Below are 19,123 nucleotides of genomic sequence, written 5' to 3' on the forward strand. Positions count from 1 at the left end.
GTTAAGCCGCAAACCATGCATTTTGCCGAGCCCTTGCTCCTGCAAAGCGGCGCGTCGCTGCGCGACTATATGCTGATGTACGAAACCTATGGCACGCTCAATGCCGACCATTCCAACGCGGTACTGGTGTGCCACGCGCTGAACGCCTCGCACCACGTCGCCGGCGAGTATGAAGGCAAGCCGAAAAGCACCGGCTGGTGGGACAATATGGTCGGCCCGGGCAAGCCGCTCGACACCGACAAGTTCTTCGTGATCGGGATTAACAACCTCGGCTCCTGCTTCGGCTCCACTGGCCCGATGCACACCAATCCGGCCACCGGCAAACCTTACGGCGCCGCCTTCCCGGTGGTGACGGTGGAAGACTGGGTGTCGGCGCAGGCACGCCTGGCCGACCAGCTGGGCATCCAGCAATTCGCCGCCGTCATGGGCGGTTCGCTGGGCGGCATGCAGGCGCTGGCCTGGTCCATCATGTACCCGGAACGCTTGCGCCACTGCGTGGTGATCGCCTCGACCGCCAAGCTGTCGGCGCAGAACATCGCCTTCAATGACGTCGCCCGCCAGGCCATCCTGTCCGATCCGGATTACCATGGCGGCGATTTCTACGCGCATGGCGTGGTGCCGAAAAACGGCCTGCGCGTGGCGCGCATGGTTGGCCACATCACCTATCTGTCGGACGACGACATGGCCGAGAAGTTCGGCCGCAAGCTGCGTGATATTGCCGAAAGCGGCGACTACAAATTCGGCTTCGGCGTCGATTTCGAAATCGAGTCCTACCTGCGCTACCAGGGCGACAAGTTCTCCGAATACTTCGACGCCAACACCTACCTGCTGATCACCAAGGCGCTGGATTACTTCGATCCGGCCCGCAAGCATGGCGGCGACCTGGCGACAACGCTGGCGTCGACCAAGGCCAGGTTCTTCCTGGCTTCGTTCACCACCGACTGGCGCTTCTCGCCGGAGCGCAGCCGCGAGATCGTGCAGGCGCTGGTGAGCAACCGTCGCCAGGTCACCTATGCGGAAATCGATGCGCCGCATGGCCATGACGCCTTCCTGCTGGAAGACGCGCGTTACATGAACATGGTGCGCGCCTACTACGGCCAGGTGTGGAAAGAGATCGAGGGAACGGTATGAACTTCAATGAACTGAGCGCAGCGCGGCCCGACCTGGCGTTTATCGCCCACTGGGTGGACAACAAGGCGCACGTGCTGGACGTCGGCTGCGGCGACGGCGTGATGATGGATTACCTGCAAAGCGACAAGCAGTGCAGCGGCTACGGCATCGAGATCGCCGACGACAAGGTGCTGGCATCGACCCAGCGCGGCGTGCAGGTGGTGCAGCAGGATATGGAGAACGGCCTCGGGCTGTTCGGCGATAATTCCTTCGATACGGTGCTGTGCCTGTCGTCGCTGCAGATGATGAAGCATGTGGAAGCGCTGCTACGCGATATCGTCCGCGTCGGCAAGGAGGCGATCGTCTCGTTCCCCAACTTCGCCTACTGGCCGCACCGCGTGGCCTTGCTGAAGGGGCGCATGCCGGTGTCGGAGTCGCTGCCGTACGAGTGGTACGACACGCCCAACGTACGCTGCGCCACCATCACCGACTTCCGCGACCTGGCGCAAGAATGCGGGCTGGAAGTGATCGAATGTGTAGCGCTGGCGGAGGGCAAGCGGGTATCATTCCTGCCGAACCTGCGCGGCGATCTTGCCGTCTTCCGACTACGAAAAAAATAATGACCGACACTAGGCCCTGGTACAGCTACATCAACGGACGCACCGTCTCCATCCTGTTCCTGGGCTTCAGCTCCGGGCTGCCGCTGTACACGCTGATCTACCTGATGCAAGCCTGGCTGGCCAAGGCCGGGCTGGACGTCAAGGCGTTGGGGCTGTTCGGTCTGGCCATGTTCCCGTACACCTTCAAGTTCCTGTGGGCGCCGCTGATGGACCGCTACACCGTGCTGCCTCTGGGCCGGCGGCGCGGCTGGATGGCGCTGACGCAGCTGGCGCTGTTCCTGTTCATCGGCGGCATGGGCATGCTCGATCCCAAGCTGGAACTGTCGGTGATCGTGGTGGCGGTGTTCCTGATCGCCTTCATGTCGGCCAGCCAGGACGTGGTGATCGACGCTTACCGGCGCGAGATCCTGGCCGAGGAGGAGCAGGGTCTGGGTGCGGCGATTATCGTCAATGCCTACAAGGCGTCCAGCCTGATCCCGAGCGCGCTGGGACTGGTGATGGCGGACAGCCAGCCATGGCAAATCGTGTTCTGGACCGTGGCGGCCTTCATGCTGCCGGGTTTCGTATGTACCTTGCTGGCCAAGGAACCGACGTTGTACGGCTCGCCGCCGAAAAATCTGCAGGAAGCGGTAGTAATGCCGTTCCGCGAGTTCGTACTGCGCGATGGCTGGAAGCAGGCGCTGTTCATCATCGCTTTTATCCTGCTGTACAAAATCGGCGACACCATGAGCACCGCGCTGTCGACCAAATTCTTCCTCGATACCGGCTTCACCACCAAGCAGATCGGCCTGGCCGCCAACGCCACCGGCTGGTGGGCGGCGCTGGCCGGCGGCGCGGTGGGTGGCATCTGGATGATTAAACTGGGTATCAACCGTGCGTTGTGGGTGTTCGGCGTGTTGCAGGCGCTCGCCATCCTTGGCTTCGCCTGGCTGGCCCAGGTCGGTTCCGATCCTTTGCTGCTGAGCGCCGTCTACGGTTTCGAAGCGTTTGCCAGTCCGGGGCTTGGCGCGGCGGCGCTGGTGGCGTTCATGTCGCGCGCGACGGACCCACGCTACACGGCGACGCAGTACGCGCTGTTTTCCAGCCTGGCTGCGGTGCCGCGCACATTCATCAACTCGTCGGTGGGGTATATTGTTGCTGAAACCGGGTGGTTCTGGTTCTTTATCGTGTGCTTTATCCTCGCGTTTCCTGCGATGATGATGTTGCCGAAAATCGCTCCGTGGAACAGTGGTCATGAAAAAACCTGAATTGAAGAATGCCTTGCTGGCGCTGGTGCTCTGTACCAGCGTGCTGTCGCTGCACGCGCAAAACGATGGTATTCCCGTGACGAGCATGTCGCGCCTGCGCGGGCTTGGCGGCGATTCGCGCCAGTTCGACCAGCAGTCCAAATTGCAGTACGATCAAATGCTGAACGAGGCGCATAAAAAGGACGCTGTTGCCACCGACCGTAATCCGCAGCTGATCCGGCTGCGGGCCATCGCCAAGCGGCTGATTCCTTTCACCACGCGCTGGAATCCGGATGCCGCCAAATGGGACTGGCAGGTGAACCTGCTGCGCTCCGACACCGTCAACGCCTTCTGCATGCCGGGTGGCCGCATCGCCTTCTACAACGGCATCCTGACCAAACTCAATCTGACCGACGACGAAGTGGCGATGGTGATGGGCCACGAGATCGCGCACGCGCTGCGCGAACACGCACGTGAGCAGGCCGGCAAGAATACCGTGACCAACGTCGGCGCGCGCATCCTTGGCGCTTTGGGCTCCGCCTACTTCGGCGTCGATCCGCGCCTGGGCGATGCTGCGGCCGGCATCGCCGCCAAGGGCGCGGCGCTGACGTATTCGCGCGGCGATGAGAGCGAGGCAGATCTGGTCGGCATGGACCTGGCCGCGCGCGCCGGCTTCGATCCGCGCGCCGGCATCGCGCTGTGGCAGAAGATGGGCGCCGTCAGCAAGGGCCAGCCGCTGCCTTTCCTGTCGACTCACCCGAGCGGCAGCCAGCGCATCGAGGACATGAACAAGAATATGCACCTGGTGCTGCCGGTGTACGCCCGTGCCAAGGGTATCGACCCGAATAATCTGCCGGCGTACCACACCATCGCCTTGCCACGTACCTGATATGTCGCGTTATCCACTGCCGATGCGCGACGGTGTCGCGCCCAGCTATCTGTATCTGCCCGAGGGCGACTGGCCGGACCTGATCCGCTTCCTGATCGAGCGTTTTCCCGATGTCTCGGAAGCCGCGTGGCGCGAACGCATGGCGCGCGGCGATGTGGTGGATGGCGATGGCCAGCTGCTCCAGCCGACCAGCCGTTTCAAGCGCGGCTTGCGCATTTTCTACTACCGCGAGCTGGACGAGCCGGAGACGCCAATTCCGTTCCAGGAAGAGATCCTGCACATCGACGAACACCTGGTGGTGGTCGACAAGCCGCACTTCCTGCCGGTGATTCCATCCGGCCGCTTCCTGCACGAGACGCTGCTGGTACGGCTGCGCAAAACGCTGGGCGAGGAAGACCTGGTGCCGATCCACCGGCTCGACCGCGAGACGGCCGGCGTGGTGATCTTCTCGCGCAATGCGGCCAGCCGCGGCGTCTATCAGTCGATGTTCCAGAAGCGCGTGATCGACAAGGAATACGAAGCGCTGGCGCCGCGCCTGCACGAGGTGCAGTTCCCCTTTACCTACCGCAGCCGCATGGTGGAGGGCGATAAATTCTTCGTCATGAAAGAGGCCGAGGGCGAGCCGAATTCGGAAACGCTGATCGACGTGATCGAGCATCGCGGCGAACTGACTCTGTACCGCCTGCATCCGCACACCGGCCGCCAGCACCAGTTGCGCGTGCACCTGTCGTCGCTCGGCATCCCGATCGTCAACGACGCCTTCTATCCGGTGGCGCTGCCGTGCAAGCAGGACGACGTGTCGCAACCCCTGCAACTGCTGGCGCGCGCCATCAGCTTCATCGATCCGCTCAGCGGCGACTGGCGCGAGTTCCGTTCTCAGCGCAGCTTGTAGCCGCCTGCGTCGCGATAAATTCACGTAGCCACGACTGCGCGGGATGCGTATCGCTGCGGCGATGCCACATCAGGTCGAAGACGATTTCCGGCAGCGCCAGCGGCGGCGGGAATAGCTTTAGCGGGTGACTGGCCTGCGCGTGCAGCGCCACGCGTTTGAGGATGGTGGCGGTCATGCGGGTCTGCGCGATCACGGCGGGCACCGCGAACATATGCGGCAGCGTCAGCGCCAGCTTGCGGTGCCGGCCCTGCTGCGCCAGCGCCTGGTCGACCAGGCCGTACAAATGTCCCTCAGGCGACACCAGCACGTGCGTCAGCGACAGATAGGTGTCCAGATCCATGCCGTGTTGGCCTGCCGGGTGATCATGCGCCACGACCGTGACAAACTCGTCGCGCAGCAGTGGACGCGCCTTGATGCGGCCATCGGCATTGGTGGGCGGCACGCCGACGGCGGCGTCGATCGCGCCCGCATCAAGCAGTTCGACGGCGACATCGCGGCCGTTTACCGCGTGCACGTTCAACGTAATGCCTGGGGCTTGCTCTTGTAGCGCTTGCAGCAGGGTGGGCAGCAGGACGAAGCTGGGGTAATCCGGCAGTCCCAGGTTGAAGGTCAGCGCGGCGTTGGCCGCATCAAAGGCCGGCTTCTCCAGCATCGCTGCTTCGATGTGCCGTAGAGCTTGCGCAACCGGCTCCGCCAGGTCACGCGCGCGTTGGGTCGGCAGCAGGCCATCGGCGCTCCGCAGGAAGAGGGGATCGCCGAGCAGTGTGCGTAAGCGGGACAGGGCGGCGCTCATGGCCGGCTGGCTGACGCCGACCTGCGTCGCCGCGCGCGTAACGTTGCGCTCGCTCATCAGCGCGTCGAAGGCGACCAGCAGGTTCAAATCGATGCCTTTAAAATCCATAAGACAAATAGATATCCATACAGTTTATTTGTTGGACTGATTTTACCTCGGCGCGCAAACTCGTGTTTTCTCAAATCAATGGAGCAAACTATGAGCACCACCGAACAACTGCGCGCCGAACGCATCGCCGTGGAAACCCTGTACCGCGCCTTCAACGACAAAAATCCAGACCTGGTCGACGCCGTGCTGGCGCCGGATTGGGACGACATTCCGCTGGCGCCAGGCCAGCAACCCGGGCCGGAGGGCATCAAGGCCATCATCCGCGAATTTGTCGCCGCCTTCCCGGATGTGCAGATCGCTATTCACGATGTGGTGCAGGAGCCCGGCAAGGTTGCCGTGCGCGCCGAAATCACCGGCACGCACCAGGGCACGCTGTTCGGCATTGCGCCGACCGGCAAGCAGGTCAGTTTCCGCCTGCACGAGTTTCACAAGGTCGTGGAGGGACGGCTCACCACGACCTGGCATATGGAAGACTGGTTCGGCGTGTTCCAGCAACTTGGCCAGTTCCCGCCGCAACCGTAAGGTTTACAGCGCGCCGTACTCGATGGTCAGCGGCGCGTGGTCGGAGAATTTCTCGTCTTTGTAGACAGCGACCGTGGTGGCCTTGGCGGCAATGCCTGGGGTCGCCACATGGTAGTCGATTCGCCAGCCGACGTTCTTCGCATACGCCTGGCCGCGGTTGCTCCACCAGGTGTATTGCTCTTCGCGCGGATCGAGGCCGCGATGGACGTCGACGTAACCGACTTCGTCGAACAGGCGTGTCATCCACTCGCGCTCTTCCGGCAGGAAGCCGGAGTTCTTCTTGTTGCCCTTCCAGTTCTTCAGGTCGATTTCCTTGTGGGCGATGTTCCAGTCGCCGCAGATGACGATCTCGCGGCCTTCGGCGTGCAGCTGCTGCAAGTGCACCATGAACAGGTCCATGAAGCGGAACTTGGCTTCCTGGCGCTCCGGACCGGACGAGCCGGACGGGCAGTACACCGAAATCACGGTCAGCCGGCCGAAGTCGCAGCGCACGTAGCGGCCTTCGGCGTCAAACTCCGGCGAGCCGAAGCCGATCACCACGCGGTCCGGCTCGATCTTGCTGTAGACGCCGGTGCCGGAATAGCCTTTTTTCTCGGCATAGTGGAAGTGGCCATGGTAGCCGCCCGGATTGAGGAATTCCGGCGTCATGTCCGGCGCTTGCGCCTTGAGTTCCTGCACGCAGACGAAGTCGGCGTCCTGCTTGGCCAGCCAGGTGAAAAAGCCTTTGGACGAAGCCGAACGGATGCCGTTCAGGTTGGCGGAGATGATTTTTGGCATAGAAGATTCGGAGCAGAAAGTACGGAAGGCGTTAGTGTAGCGGTAAAATACCGGCACTTTACAGAAATGAGGCATTACGATGGCTACTGCAACTAATTTACGTCAGGAATTTATCGCGTTCTCGGTCCAGGCGGGCGTGCTGCGCTTCGGCGAGTTCACCACCAAGGCCGGCCGCCAGTCGCCGTACTTCTTCAACGCCGGCCTGTTCCATGACGGCGCCACGCTGGCGCAGGTCGCGCAGTTCTATGCGCAGACGCTGATCGATTCCGGCGTCGAGTTCGACATGCTGTTCGGCCCGGCCTACAAGGGCATTACGCTGGCGTCGGCTACTGCCGTGGCGCTGGCCGGCAAGGGCCGCAACACTTCGTTCGCCTATAACCGCAAGGAAGCCAAGGACCACGGCGAGGGCGGCACCATCGTCGGCGCCAAGCTGCAAGGCAAGGTCGTGATCATTGACGACGTGATTTCGGCCGGTACCTCGGTGCGCGAATCGGTGGAAATGATACGCGCCGCTGGCGCCGAGCCATGCGCCGTGCTGATCGCGCTGGACCGCATGGAGCGCGGCGGCAAGGACGGCCAGATTTCCGAACTGTCGGCAGTGCAGGAAGTGACCCAGAAATACGGCATCCCGGTGATTTCGATCGGCAACCTGGACGATTTGTTCGGTTTCCTCAACGGTGCTGGCGCCGATCCGCAACTGGCTCAGCACAAAGAAGCGGTGGCGGCCTACCGCAGCCGTTATGGCATTGCATGATTGACTATGTTGCTAGACTTTGATATTTCTATGGTGTAACCTTATTGACGTAGGAGACCAATAAAAGGTAGACCATGAATATCGCAACACTCAAGGTACACGGCGACCCCGAAGGCTTGGCAGACGTCCGCGACGGCCTGCCGAGCGAACCGCACGGCGACTGGCAGAAGGGCGATGTCACGCCGGCCGGGCGCGCGCGCATCGATTCCGGCTTTTACGTTGCCATCGGCACCGAGCAGAATCCGACCGAGCTGCTCAAGCAGATCCGTTTTTACCTGAACGAGTGCCAGGCGCGCGGGATCCACTTCGAGCGCGCCGACGTCGCCGCCGAATTGCGCATTTCCTTCCCGTGCGAAGCGGGTGCGGCCACAGCGCCGCTGGACCTGTCGCTGGCGGATATGGGCATGCTGGTCGAGATGGGCATCAACCTCAGCATCACGGCCTAACCGCGTGACGCTGGCGATGCGTTTTGCCGAAGACCGGCTGACCTACTTCAGCGCCGCCCACGGGCAATCGCGCCGGGTGCACGTGTGGGAACCGTTGGCGCCGCGCGCGGTGATCCTGGCGATCCACGGCGGCATGGCGCACGGCGGCGATTACTGCACCCCGGCGCGCTGGTTCCGCCAGCAGGGCATCGCGACCGTGGCCTACGACCTGTGCGGCCATCATGATGCGCGCCGGGTCGACATTCCCGGCTTTCAGGTATTCCTCGACGACACCGTGCTGTTCCTGGCCTGGGTCAAGCAGCAGTATCCGGGCTTGCCGATCTACGTGATGGGCCACTCGATGGGGGCGCTGATCGCCACCCACCTGGCGCTGGGCCACTTCCGCGACGACGCCGCCATCAAAGGCGTCATCCTGTCCTCGCCGTATTACGTGAATGCGATCAAGGTGTCGCCGCTCTTGCTGGCGCTGGCCGGCGTGCTGGGCGCGCTGGCGCCGCGCATGAAAGTGCCGCTGGCCTCGCTGACCCATTTGCTGACCCACGACAGCGCCATCACCGCCCGCCATTACGACGATGAACGCGACGGCGTGCGCGCCACCGAAATCACGGTCCGCTTCGGCAACGCGCTGACCAACGCCCAGCAGGGACTGGCCGCGCGCATGCCGGGCTGGACGCAGCCGCTGTTTGCCGTGGTGGCCGGCGACGACCATCTGGCCGACGCCGACGCGGCCGAGGCCATGCTGCACTCGGTGCCGGCGCACCTGCTGACCTATCAGCGCCACCCGCGCAACTTCCACGAAAACTTCAACGAGCTCAATCGCGGGCAGATCTACGCCGACATCCTGGCGTGGATCGACCGTTAATCCGGCCGTAGCCGCTTTTGTCGGCATTCGCCCGCGCTTGTCGCATGCCGCCCCGCGCCGGCACTGGACACGGCACAGTAGCTGCATGACAATCCGTCATGCCCTTGGAGACTGACAATGAAACGCCCCTTGCTGATCGCTGTGCTACTGGCCGCTGTTGGCCTGGCCAATGCCGCCAACCCGCTTGAAAATTGGTACCTGACCGGTACCGGCGCCAAGTCGTACCAGATCGGCGTCGACAGCGCCGAAACCATCAGCGGTCAGCCGGCGCGCTTTATCCGCTACGTGGAGGGCGACGGCTCGTCGTTCGGCATGTTGGGTCAGACGATTTCCGCGAAATCCTACCAAGGCAAGCGGGTGCGCTTCCAGGCGATGATCAAGACGCGCGACGTGACCCAATGGGCCGGCTTGTTGATGAGTGCCCTGCGTCCCGATGAGCGCCACGCGTCGGCGTTTTATAACAGCCAGGACAAGCCGATCGCCGGCACCAACGACTGGCAGTTGCGCAGCGTGACGCTGGATATACCGGGCGACGCTGCCACTCTGAACATCGGCGTGATCGACGGCGGCCGAGGCCAGGTCTGGATCGATCAGCTGTCGCTGGAAGTGGTCGGCCAGGATGTGCCTGTCGATTTCTTGCCGGGTCGCCGCCCGCCTTCGGATACGCCATCGCTATGAAGCCATTACACGTTATTGTCGTCGCGCTGGCGGCGACCTCGTTGTGGGTGGTGGCTGCGGAATCGGTCGGCAAGTTGCCGCCGCCGTGGTTCGTCTCCGGCGACCATGCGACGTCCTATGAAGCCGGTATCGACAATGTGGAAACCAGCAGCGGCAAGGGCGCCAAGTTCCTGCGCTACGCACAGGGCGAGGACAAGGGATATGGTTCGCTGATGCAGGTGATTTCCGCGCAGCGCTACCTCGGTCAGCGGGTGCGTTTTCGCGCCATGATCAAGACCCGCAACGTCAGCAACGGGGCCGGCTTGTGGATGCAGGTGCAGGCGGAGCAGCGCTCGCACGCGGCGTTCTACAACAGCAGCGACCAGCAGATCCGCGGCACCACGGCGTGGCAGGTGCGCAGTGTGACGCTGGACGTGCCGGCCGATGGCACCACCATCGCCTTTGGCGTCAACAACGCCGGCAGCGGCCAGGTGTGGATCGATGAATTGTCGTTTGAAGTGGTCAGCAAGGACGTGCCGGTGGATGTTATGCCGTATGCCAGGCTGCCGGAGAAACCGACCTTATGATGGCGTGGCATAGCGCAGACATGGACGGCGCCTCGCAGGCGCTGGTGCGCGTGGCCGCCAGTTCGCGCCGCCAGTTTGCGTTGAGCGCGGCGCTGATCGCGGTCATGGCGCTGCTCGCCGTGGCGCTGCGCGCATACACCTGGCTGGCGCTGTTTGCCGCCTTGCTGTTGCCCTTGGGCGTGAGCGCGGCGCTGTTGTTGCTGATGCAGCGGCAGCGCGCCGCCCGCTCCTGGACCGCCTTGTGGGCCGCGCTATTTTTGCTGCTGCCCTCCGGCGTGATGGCGTCCGGCGCGATTTATCGCCTTGGCCTGTCGTGGATAGGCATCGATCCGCTGAATGAGTTACAGGCCATGGGGATGGAAGCGCTGCTGGCGCTGCTGCTCCTGGTGCTGCCACTGTGGATGGCGCAGCACCGCGCGCGCACTTTGCATATCGCCCAGTTGTCGCAGGCGGCGCTGGCGTCGGACCTGAAGGCCTTGCAGGCGCAGATCGAACCGCACTTTTTGTACAACACGCTGGCCAACACGCGTTACTTGGTGCGGCATGATCCCGCCCGCGCGGTCGATATGCTGGACCATCTGATCGCCTACCTGCGCAGCGCCTTGCCCGACCTGCGCAGCCCGATGTCGACGCTGGGCCGCGAATGCGAACTGGCCGGCCACTATCTTGAACTGATGGCGATCCGCTACGGCGAGCGCCTGAGCGTGCAGATCGCCTGCGCCGACGATGTGCGCGACCTGGCGCTGCCGCCGCTGATGCTGATGCCGCTGGTGGAAAACGCCGTGCAGCACGGCGTCGAACCGCATGCCGGCGCAGTCACCGTCACCGTGCTGGCGCAGCGCACGGCTGGCGGTGTGACGGTCGCGGTGCGCGACAACGGTGCCGGCGTCGGCAACGGCCAGGCGGTGCTGGGCAGCGGCGTTGGCCTGCGCAATGTGCGCCAGCGGCTGGAAGCGCTGTATGGCCCGGCCGCCAGCCTGCGCCTGAGAATGGGCGCGGACGGCTGGACCGCCGCCGAACTAACCTTGCCGGTGGCCGCATGACGGCGCCGCGCATCCTGATCGCCGACGACGAGCCGCTGCTGCAGGCCGAATTGCGCGCCACGCTGGCCGCGCTATGGCCGGAGGCGCAAGTGGTCGGCGTGGCGAACGATGGCGTGCAAGCCCTGCACATGGCGCGCGAATTGGCGCCGGACATCGCTTTCCTCGATATCCGCATGCCGGGCCTGAGCGGGCTGGAAGTGGCGCGCACGTTTGGCTCGCGCATTCACGTGGTATTTGTCAGCGCCTACCAGGAGCATGCGCTGGCGGCATTTGACGAAGGCGCGGTCGATTATCTGCTCAAGCCTGTGGACGCGGTGCGGCTGGCGCGCGCCATCGAGCGCTTGCGCGCGCGGCTCGGCACACCACCGCCGGATCTGGCGCGGCTGGTGCAGCAACTGGCGCCGAAGAAGGCGCCGCCGGCGTGGTTGCAGGCCAGCGTCGGCAACACCATTCACTTCATCGATTTAAGCGAGGTGATTTACTTCGGTTCGGAGTTCAAGCACACGCGCGTGGTGACCGACCAGATGGAAGCGCACCTGCGCACGCCGCTCAAGGAATTGGCCGAGCAGCTGGAGGATGCAGGCTTCTGGCAGATCCATCGCGGCTACGTGGTGGCGGTCAAGCGGATTGCGGCGGTGAGCCGGGACGCCGACGGCGCAGTGTGGCTCAACCTGCGCGGCCACGCTTCCCGGCTGCCGGTGAGCCAGCGCTTTCAGCACCGGTTCAAGGGGATGTGAATCGTGAAGCGCGCCCCGCCCAGCGGCGAGGTGTCGATGCTGATGACGCCGCCGTGCAGACGCACCGCCTGAGCGGCGATCGCCAGTCCCAGGCCGTAACCGCCGGCCGCATGATCCTGCTCGCGTGACAGGCGATAGAACGGCTCGAACACCTGCGTGCGCGCTTCCGGTGGAATGCCGGGGCCATCGTCTTCGATGACGATATTTAGCTGCATCTCGCGTGTATGGCGCGTGGCATGCAGCGTCACGCGCGAGCGGGCATATTTGGCGGCGTTGCCGAGCAGGTTGTTGACGGCGCGTTCCAGCAAACGCTTGTCCCCGCATACTTCGCCGAGGTCGTCCGCAATGGTGGTGCTGAAATCGAATGCCGACGGTGGCAACGCGCATCCGCGCAGCAGCGGCGCCAGCGCGAACGCCTGCTGCGGCATGGATTGCACCGCATCGATACGGGTCAGCTCCAGCAGTTCGTTGACCAGCGCTTTCAATTCGCCGACATCGGCCTGCATTGCCTCCACCCGCCGTTGCAACGCCGGGTCTTCGTCGGCATGGCGTTCGCCCAGCAGTTCCAGGCCGAACTCCAGCCGGGCAATTGGCGTGCGCAGTTCGTGCGACACCGAATGCAGCAGGTGCTTGCGCGACTCCAGCAATGCGCCGATACGCTCGGCCATGTCGTTAATACGCGCCGCCAGCGGCGCGATGCTGGCGCTTTGGTCAACGCGGGCGCGCGCCGCCAGGTCGCCCTGGCCGAAATCGTCGGCCACCTTGGACAGGGCTTGCAGTCCGCGCCAGTGCCCGCGCGTCCACCAGCCGATCGGCACCAGCAGGAACAGCGCGATCACCACCAGCCGTATGGCTTCCATCTGCAATGCTTCGCCGATATCGATGGGCAGACGCCGGACATGGATCACATCCTGCTCGCTGCCGATATAGCGCATGCCGCTGGTGTCGACGCGGCGGTAGAAAGCTTTGTCGGCGACGTCCATCACCACCTCGCCACGTCGCAGCGCCTCGCGCCTGTCCAAGGGCAGGGAGGCCAGCACCGCAGGCAGCGGTTGCAGTTCCAGTGTGGTGTGAGAGACTTCGCGCACGCGGTTCAGGCGCGGCAGCCATTCATCGGCGGGGGCCTGGTCGATGTACTGCTCCAGCAGAAAGATCTGGCCGGCGGACTGGCGGCGCGCGATGCCTTCCAGCGGGTCGCCGAACAGCAGGCGGAAGGTGAGGTAGATCACGCCGCTGGCCAGCGTGATGGCCAGCAGCACCAGCACCACGAAGCGCCGGAAGATGCGGTTCATTCCCAGGCCGAGGGGCTGAATAGATAGCCTTCGCCCCAGACGGTCTTGATGCGCTCCGTGCCGCCGTCGCCAAACTTGCGGCGCAGGCGCGAGATGCAGTTGTCGATGCTGCGGTCGAGGCCATCGAATTCGATGCCGCGCATTTTGACCAGGATGTCGTTACGCGACATGACCTTGCCTGAAGCATCGGCCAAAATCAGGAACAGTTTGAACTCGGCGCTGTTCATCGCCACCTCCACGCCGCGCCAGTGAACGGCGCGGTTGACGCGCGAGACGCGCAGCTGGCCGATGACGATATCGCTGCTGGCGGCGCCGGCGCCGCGCCGCTGCAATGCGCGCAGGCGCGCCAGCAGCACGCGTGGCTGTACCGGCTTGTTGATGTAATCGTCGGCGCCTTGCTCCAGGCCGGAGACTTCGTCGAAGCTGTCTTCACGCGCGGTAAGAATCAGGATCGGCACGGCGCTTAGCTGGCGCAGCTGGCGGCACACCACCAGGCCGTCGACACCGGGCAGGGTCAGGTCGAGGATAACGATATCGGGCTGGGTGTCGCGGAACCGGTCCAGCGCCAGATCGCCGCGGCCGACCACGTCGACCCGGTAGTCGTAGCCGTCAAGGTATTCCTTGACCAGCGCGGCCAACCGCGCATCGTCTTCCACCAGCATTACACGCTGCATCGCATCTCCTGTTTGGCGCCTATTGTAGTGGAGCGCGCGGCGGAAGTGGTATTTTCGACAATCAGGTACAACTGCGTACACTTTTTATACAAATGCGGCCTACAAATTGAAGACAATTCAGCGACACAGCGCGGCGGATTCCGGATGCGTGCCTCCGTAGCATGGAAGGCTCTCACTTCAACCGGAATCCAACATGAACAAATTCTTGTGCAGTACCCTGATGGTCCTCTCCGCAAGTTCGCTGGCGCGCGCCGAGGATGTGTACTTCGGCGCCACGCTGACGCCGTCCGACAAGGGCCATATCAGTTACGACGGTGACGGCGGGCGTCAGCAGCGCGATGGTAGCCAGCGTAATCCGGCGGTCGGCCTGTTTGTCGGCTATGTGCTATCGCCGTCGTGGGCGATGGAGGCGGGTTATCGCGGAATCGGCGGTCAGCAGGCGTTTGATCTGGATCCGGGCTATCAGCTCAAGACGCGCACTCGCATGGGGTACGTGGCGGTGCGGAACACCTGGCAGCTGAGCGAGGAGTGGGCGGTGTACGGCAAGGTGGGCGTGGCGCAGGGACGCTTCCGGGCCGCGATCTCCGGCAGAAATGCGCCGCCGCAGGAAACCGCGCGCAAGACCGGGCTGTATGCGGGCGTTGGCTTGTCGTATGCGCTGGCCAAGGACATTGCGCTGCAGCTGGAGCTGGAACATACGGATAAACTCAAACAGGAAGGGCTCTCCGCGTCGATGGATAAAGCATCGCTCGGCGTGCGTTTCGGCTTTTAAGGAAAACATGAACAAGCGCTTGCCCTTTATCCTGACACTGTCACTGTGTGGCCTGGCGGCCGCTGACGATGGCAGCACGCCGATGATGCCGGACGGCAGCCGGGATATGTATGTGGGGCTGGCGCTGGCGGGCCGCAGCGCGGCAGCCGCTGGCGAAGACCGGCCGTCTGCGCTGCGGTTGCTGTTGCAGGCGCGCTGGAGCAACGGCGTGTTCATTTCCGCCAGCGGCGTGGCAGGCATCGATCTGGCCAATGCGGCAGGCGTGGAATATGGGCCGCTGCTCGCGCTGAGCAATTCGCGTTCGCCCAACGAAACCCGGCGCCTGCGCGGCACCCAGGCGATCAGCGATTCTCCCGATGGCGGCGGCTTTTTCAATCTCTATCTGGGCAACGACATGCGCTTGCGCTCCAGCGTGGTGTACGACACCAGCGCCGGCGGCGTGCGCGCCGAGGCGGGCGTGCAGAAAAGCTGGAGCGCGTTGGCGCCGCATCACACGCTGTCGGTATCGGCCGGCGTGTCGCTGGCGGATGGCGCGGTGATGCGCGAACGCTTTGCCGTACGCCGCGATCTGGGCGGAGTGCGCGACTACCGTCCTTCCGCTGGCGTGGATGCCGTCACCACAGGCGTCAACTGGAACTGGGAATTGAGCAGCAAGTGGCTGGTTACCAGCTCGCTGACGGCGGCACGGCTGGGAAGCCAGGCGGCCGCCAGTCCGGTGGTGGAGCGGCGCAATATCCTGCTCTGGTCCAGCGGCCTGGCCTACCGGTTCTGACATGCTGCGGACTGCGCTCCTGTTCTGTCTCGCCTTGCTGCCGGCGTGCGCCTGCGCGCAGGCAGATGCGGACTGGATCGCGTATCGCGACGCCTATCGGCAAATGATCTGGTTTGAAAAGTACGGCAAACCCAAACAGTTCCTGCAAAATCATTTGCGTCTGCTGCCGCGCGACCAGCATGTACCGCTGGACGGCTTGCGCCTGACGCTCAACGGCAAGACGGCGCAGGTGGTGCTGGCGCTGGATGCATTGGGCCGGGCGGTATTCCCGTTCTCCAAGGCCGCTTATGACGACAACGCCGAGCTGGTGGTCAACCGCAAGCCCGGACAGGTGACGGCGCGGCCATGGGTCTCGATTGTGACGCGGCCCGACGGCATGTACGCGGCGGCCGATCTGCGCACCGCCTGCGAGCAGCTGCTGGCCTACCTGCGTTACTCGGGCATGGCCGGCGACAAGCGCTGCGCCGGCGTGCAGTTCTCTTATTCGAAGGGCGATGTGGCGCAGGTGCGGTTCGATGCGGGGGCGGCGCGGTCAGCTTGCTGGCGGCGAAGGAAGGCCCTGCCTTCGGCGGCGACGTGGTGCAAGGCTTCCGCGTGTTTGCCTATCGCTTTGCGGCGCTGCCCGAGGCCGGGCAAATCGTCACCAGCAGCACGCCGCTGGCGATTGCGGCGATATTGGAGTGAGGCCGTGTTACTGCTGGATGACGAAGCGGAATTGGCCGTCCGGCAGCATCAGCTTCGGCAGCGGTGCGCCGGGCTTCAGCCGCACCACATCCACCGGCACCGCGTCGTCAGGCGAGCCTTTCGGGTAAGCGTAGACGTAAGACGGCGTGATGACGTCGCGCATGGCGGCCGGTACTTCGGTCGCCCGGAAACCCGCCAGTGTGCGCAACCAGGCCGACCGGCCGCTGTCCGCATCCACGCCATACCTTGGATGGAACACCTGCATGTCGACGGCCGAGCGGTACCCGCCAAACACTTCGTAGCCGCCGTCCTGTGCGCGCAGCACGAATGGCGCGCGGTGTGGCTGCCTGACGGCTGTCGCGTACAGCGGATGTTCGGCGGCCGGATCGGTGTGCGCCATCATCGTGGTCTGGTCGATGGTGAGCGGATCGAGGCCGGTCATGTGACCGAGTTGCGCCGCCATCAAAGGAATACCGCTGCCGTCGCCCACACGCGGCTTTTCCCTCAGGTGTCCGTAGCCGACATAGATGAAGACTTTGGCGGTCGGATGCTGGGAAAATATGCGGGTCATCAGATTGTGTGCCTGGCCGCGTTCGCGCCGCTCTCTTTGTTCGTCCGAGTTACCGCCGGTTTCCAGCAGATCGAACGGCTCGTATTGCACCAGCTGCCATTCATCCGCCTTGGCGTCACGCAGAAAATTGCCGAACGCCGGCTCGCGCGAGTAGTAGCCATCCGATAGCGCGAGGTAGCCTTTGTTGAAGGGCGTCTCCTCGAATGTTTCGCAGGCCAGCCAGCTGTAGCCGATGCGGCGTAGCTCCCGTGCCAGCCGCATGGCGAAGGCGCGATGCAGTGGAGCGTGATGCGCTTCGTTCAGGATCACCACATGGTGCTTGCCGGCTTCGCGGACGATGGCGCTGATGGCGTCTTCCTCCTGCGCGCTGGCCAGCCGCGCGAAATCGTCTGTGCTGGCAGTGACGACCGGCCGGGCCATGGTCACTTCGTCGAAAGCGGCCATGGCGCCGCTGTCATCGCCGACAAACGAGCGCTGATTGCCCAGCTGTTGCAGCTGGCCGAGCAGTTTCTGTCTGGCCTTGGCGGCATCGGCCGGCGCCAGCGCAGGCTGAAGCAGCACGGCGCGGGTATCTTTCACCGCCAGTTCGGCCTTGCGCAGATCGACTTCCGGATCCACGCCGGCGGTGGCGTTTTGCAGTGCCGCCACCAGCAAGGTCAAACTGATTGCATATCTCATTCAAGCGTCCACACGTACTGCATCTTCTGCCACTTCTCGATTGCCTTGCCACCTTTGATCGCCGGGCGGAACTGGCATTTCTCGATGCCGGTGCGGGCCGCGTCATCCAGGTCCGCGTGGCCACTGGAGCGGTCAACCTTGGACTCTTTGACCTTGCCGTTGGTGCCGACCAGGAAGTTCAGTTGAACGGTGCCGGTATGTTCGGCGGCCAGCGCCTCTGCCGGCCAGACCGGTTTGGCGCAGGTCTTGAAATCGACGATTGCCGAACGGTCGCTCGATGCGCTCTTGTCGGCGGCCGTGGCCTCCGCATAGACCGACACGCAGGCCACGGCCACGCCCAGCATGGCGATCGCGGTTTTCCAGTTCAGGGACTGCGGGGCAGGGCGCAGCAGGTGTTGAATACGCATGACTAAATCTCCTCCATTGGCCGCTTGGGCCAGTTGATGATGGGAGAACCGGAGCCGCTCCAGTTCCGATAAGGCAAGGGCCAGGCGCCGCGGTTCGCCCAGCTGCCTTGCAGCGACATCGTCTGCAATCAGTTCGCGTTCGATCCGGATGCTGCGTGAAATCCACCAGACGGCCGGGTGGTAAAACAGCAGCGTTTCGATCACGTTCTGCAGCAGGTTAATCAGGTAATCGTGGCGCTTGATGTGCGCCATTTCGTGCGCCAGCAAGGCTTGCAGCAGCTCGGGCGGCATGCCGCTGATGAGCGCCGCCGGCACCAGCACCACCGGCCGCCACCAGCCGGCGGTGATCGGGCTGGCCAGCGTGTCGACCACGCGCAGGCCGATCGCGCGCTGGATGCCGAAGCGCCGCGCCATGCGCGCCAGTTCGGCTTCCCAGCGCTGCTGCTCCGGATGATTGGCGGGCTGGCGGCTGGCGCGGCCGATCCACAGCAGGCCGGTGGCCATGCGCAGCGCCAGCACGGCGGCGCACAGTGCCCACAGGCTGACGATGCCGCGTACCGAGGTGTGCAGGTCGAACCAGGTGTCTTCGCTGGCGATGCCGGTGGCCCACTGCAGGCCCTGGAAACTGACGCTGGCCGGCGCGGTGTCGCCGCTCAGGCGCTGCCACAGGTCCAGCGCCGGCCAGCCGAGGCAGGTCAGCAGCGCGCAGCAGCCCGCCAGGTAGCGGTATTCGGCGCGGCTGTTGCGCAGCAGCGTGAGGACGATGGCGGTGGCGCCGCCGATCAGCAGGCCCTGCCACAGGAAGTGCATCAGCGTCAGGCCGAGGGCGAGGATGAAGGCGCTCATTTGTCCGAGTCCTTCAACATTTTTTCGATCTCGTCGCGTTCCTTTTTGGAGATGCCGCTGCGCAGCGCGGCCAGCACCAGCGCCTTGGCCGAGCCGGCGAACGCTTTCTGCATCAGGTCCTTGAGCAGGCTGCTTTGCAGCGTGTCCTGCGCCTGTGCCGGCGCGTAGATATGCGAGCGCTGGCTTTCGTCGCGGGTCAGGATGCCCTTGGTGTGCATGATCTGCATCAGGCGCAGCACGGTGCCGTAGGCCAGGTCCGGCTTGTCGGCCAACATGGCCTCGTGCACCTGCTTGGCGGTGGCCGCGCCGAGCGGCCACAAAGCTTGCAGCAATTCCAGTTCGCCGGCGGTAGGTTTCGGGATGCTCATGGCTTCTCCAGATCAATCGATGATCGTAGATTAGCC

The 19,123-nt window shown here is 64.1% G+C and carries 23 protein-coding genes; 16 read left to right on the plus strand and 7 right to left on the minus strand.

The features are described from left to right. The first annotated feature begins 15 nt into the window (after positions 1-15). From metX to HH213_RS15060, 5 genes are read left to right on the plus strand one after another with little or no spacing between them, the layout of a single operon-like run. Positions 16-1,131 carry a homoserine O-succinyltransferase MetX gene (metX, locus tag HH213_RS15040; protein ID WP_229263014.1) on the plus strand — a complete coding sequence of 372 codons (1,116 nt, stop codon included), beginning with the start codon at positions 16-18 and terminating at the stop codon, positions 1,129-1,131. Next, positions 1,128-1,730: a methionine biosynthesis protein MetW gene (metW, locus tag HH213_RS15045; protein WP_110847499.1), complete on the plus strand. Its 603-nt coding sequence runs from the start codon at positions 1,128-1,130 to the stop codon at positions 1,728-1,730. The genes metX and metW overlap by 4 nt, the downstream gene beginning before the upstream one ends. Further along, positions 1,730-2,977, plus strand: coding sequence for an AmpG family muropeptide MFS transporter (locus HH213_RS15050; protein WP_110847498.1), 1,248 nt, complete (start codon positions 1,730-1,732; stop codon positions 2,975-2,977). Before metW ends, HH213_RS15050 begins: the two co-directional genes overlap by 1 nt. Next, the gene (locus HH213_RS15055; protein ID WP_110847497.1) at positions 2,964-3,845 is read left to right on the plus strand and encodes a M48 family metallopeptidase; all 882 of its coding nucleotides are present in this window, start codon (positions 2,964-2,966) and stop codon (positions 3,843-3,845) included. The genes HH213_RS15050 and HH213_RS15055 overlap by 14 nt, the downstream gene beginning before the upstream one ends. Position 3,846: 1 nt before the next feature. Next, on the plus strand, positions 3,847-4,737 hold the full coding sequence (locus HH213_RS15060; protein WP_169112754.1) for a pseudouridine synthase: 891 nt from the start codon (positions 3,847-3,849) through the stop codon (positions 4,735-4,737). Here HH213_RS15060 and HH213_RS15065 read toward each other — a convergent pair. Further along, positions 4,694-5,638 (minus strand): LysR family transcriptional regulator, encoded by a 945-nt coding sequence (locus tag HH213_RS15065; protein ID WP_169112755.1) that lies wholly within the window; start codon positions 5,636-5,638, stop codon positions 4,694-4,696. The genes HH213_RS15060 and HH213_RS15065 overlap by 44 nt on opposite strands. Before the next feature lie 90 nt (positions 5,639-5,728). Here HH213_RS15065 and HH213_RS15070 point away from each other — a divergent pair, with 90 nt between their 5' ends. Then, positions 5,729-6,160 (plus strand): ester cyclase, encoded by a 432-nt coding sequence (locus tag HH213_RS15070; RefSeq protein WP_169112756.1) that lies wholly within the window; start codon positions 5,729-5,731, stop codon positions 6,158-6,160. A gap of 3 nt (positions 6,161-6,163) precedes the next feature. On the opposite strand, the gene HH213_RS15075 is transcribed toward HH213_RS15070, so the two are convergent. Next, a complete protein-coding gene (locus tag HH213_RS15075; protein WP_110847493.1) occupies positions 6,164-6,937 on the minus strand; it encodes an exodeoxyribonuclease III in 774 nt (257 codons plus the stop codon). Positions 6,938-7,016: 79 nt separating this feature from the next. On the opposite strand from HH213_RS15075, the gene pyrE reads away from it, so the two are divergent. From pyrE to HH213_RS15110, 7 genes are all read left to right on the plus strand, one after another. Next, a complete protein-coding gene (gene pyrE, locus HH213_RS15080; protein WP_110847492.1) occupies positions 7,017-7,691 on the plus strand; it encodes an orotate phosphoribosyltransferase in 675 nt (224 codons plus the stop codon). Positions 7,692-7,765: 74 nt separating this feature from the next. Continuing rightward, positions 7,766-8,137 (plus strand): hypothetical protein, encoded by a 372-nt coding sequence (locus tag HH213_RS15085; RefSeq protein ID WP_110847491.1) that lies wholly within the window; start codon positions 7,766-7,768, stop codon positions 8,135-8,137. A 16-nt stretch (positions 8,138-8,153) separates the two neighbouring features. After that, positions 8,154-8,999 (plus strand): alpha/beta fold hydrolase, encoded by an 846-nt coding sequence (locus tag HH213_RS15090; RefSeq protein ID WP_169112757.1) that lies wholly within the window; start codon positions 8,154-8,156, stop codon positions 8,997-8,999. Positions 9,000-9,116: 117 nt separating this feature from the next. Further along, entirely contained in the window at positions 9,117-9,677 is a 561-nt protein-coding gene (locus tag HH213_RS15095) for a transcriptional regulator (protein WP_169112758.1), read from the plus strand. Then, positions 9,674-10,243: a transcriptional regulator gene (locus HH213_RS15100; protein WP_169112759.1), complete on the plus strand. Its 570-nt coding sequence runs from the start codon at positions 9,674-9,676 to the stop codon at positions 10,241-10,243. The genes HH213_RS15095 and HH213_RS15100 overlap by 4 nt, the downstream gene beginning before the upstream one ends. After that, the gene (locus tag HH213_RS15105; protein ID WP_169112760.1) at positions 10,240-11,286 is read left to right on the plus strand and encodes a sensor histidine kinase; all 1,047 of its coding nucleotides are present in this window, start codon (positions 10,240-10,242) and stop codon (positions 11,284-11,286) included. Before HH213_RS15100 ends, HH213_RS15105 begins: the two co-directional genes overlap by 4 nt. Beyond that, complete coding sequence (locus HH213_RS15110) at positions 11,283-12,023, plus strand: LytR/AlgR family response regulator transcription factor (RefSeq protein WP_169112761.1); 741 nt, start codon at positions 11,283-11,285, stop codon at positions 12,021-12,023. Before HH213_RS15105 ends, HH213_RS15110 begins: the two co-directional genes overlap by 4 nt. Here the strand turns inward: HH213_RS15110 and HH213_RS15115 are convergent. Together HH213_RS15115 and HH213_RS15120 are read right to left on the minus strand one after the other, a co-directional pair. Beyond that, on the minus strand, positions 11,999-13,315 hold the full coding sequence (locus HH213_RS15115; protein ID WP_169112762.1) for an ATP-binding protein: 1,317 nt from the start codon (positions 13,313-13,315) through the stop codon (positions 11,999-12,001). The genes HH213_RS15110 and HH213_RS15115 overlap by 25 nt on opposite strands. After that, on the minus strand, positions 13,312-13,989 hold the full coding sequence (locus tag HH213_RS15120; protein WP_169112763.1) for a response regulator: 678 nt from the start codon (positions 13,987-13,989) through the stop codon (positions 13,312-13,314). Before HH213_RS15120 ends, HH213_RS15115 begins: the two co-directional genes overlap by 4 nt. 193 nt (positions 13,990-14,182) lie before the next feature. Here HH213_RS15120 and HH213_RS15125 point away from each other — a divergent pair, with 193 nt between their 5' ends. The 3 genes from HH213_RS15125 to HH213_RS30165 all read left to right on the plus strand — a co-directional run bounded on the left by HH213_RS15125 (position 14,183) and on the right by HH213_RS30165 (position 16,217). Continuing rightward, positions 14,183-14,761, plus strand: a complete 579-nt coding sequence (locus HH213_RS15125; RefSeq protein WP_169112764.1) for a porin family protein — start codon at positions 14,183-14,185, stop codon at positions 14,759-14,761. A gap of 7 nt (positions 14,762-14,768) precedes the next feature. Next, the gene (locus HH213_RS15130) at positions 14,769-15,533 is read left to right on the plus strand and encodes a MipA/OmpV family protein (RefSeq protein ID WP_169112765.1); all 765 of its coding nucleotides are present in this window, start codon (positions 14,769-14,771) and stop codon (positions 15,531-15,533) included. Positions 15,534-16,070: 537 nt separating this feature from the next. Next, complete coding sequence (locus HH213_RS30165) at positions 16,071-16,217, plus strand: hypothetical protein (protein ID WP_229263015.1); 147 nt, start codon at positions 16,071-16,073, stop codon at positions 16,215-16,217. A 7-nt stretch (positions 16,218-16,224) separates the two neighbouring features. Here the strand turns inward: HH213_RS30165 and HH213_RS15140 are convergent, their stop codons facing one another. The 3 genes from HH213_RS15140 to HH213_RS15150 are packed head-to-tail and all read right to left on the minus strand — an operon-like array spanning position 16,225 to position 19,087. Next, a complete protein-coding gene (locus tag HH213_RS15140; protein WP_169112766.1) occupies positions 16,225-17,466 on the minus strand; it encodes a hypothetical protein in 1,242 nt (413 codons plus the stop codon). Then, positions 17,463-18,719 (minus strand): M56 family metallopeptidase, encoded by a 1,257-nt coding sequence (locus HH213_RS15145; RefSeq protein ID WP_169112767.1) that lies wholly within the window; start codon positions 18,717-18,719, stop codon positions 17,463-17,465. Before HH213_RS15145 ends, HH213_RS15140 begins: the two co-directional genes overlap by 4 nt. Further along, positions 18,716-19,087, minus strand: coding sequence for a BlaI/MecI/CopY family transcriptional regulator (locus tag HH213_RS15150; protein WP_161047948.1), 372 nt, complete (start codon positions 19,085-19,087; stop codon positions 18,716-18,718). Before HH213_RS15150 ends, HH213_RS15145 begins: the two co-directional genes overlap by 4 nt. Between the last annotated feature and the right edge of the window lie 36 nt (positions 19,088-19,123).

Source organism: Duganella dendranthematis, assembly GCF_012849375.1.
Classification (GTDB): Bacteria; Pseudomonadota; Gammaproteobacteria; order Burkholderiales; family Burkholderiaceae_D; genus Rugamonas; species Rugamonas dendranthematis.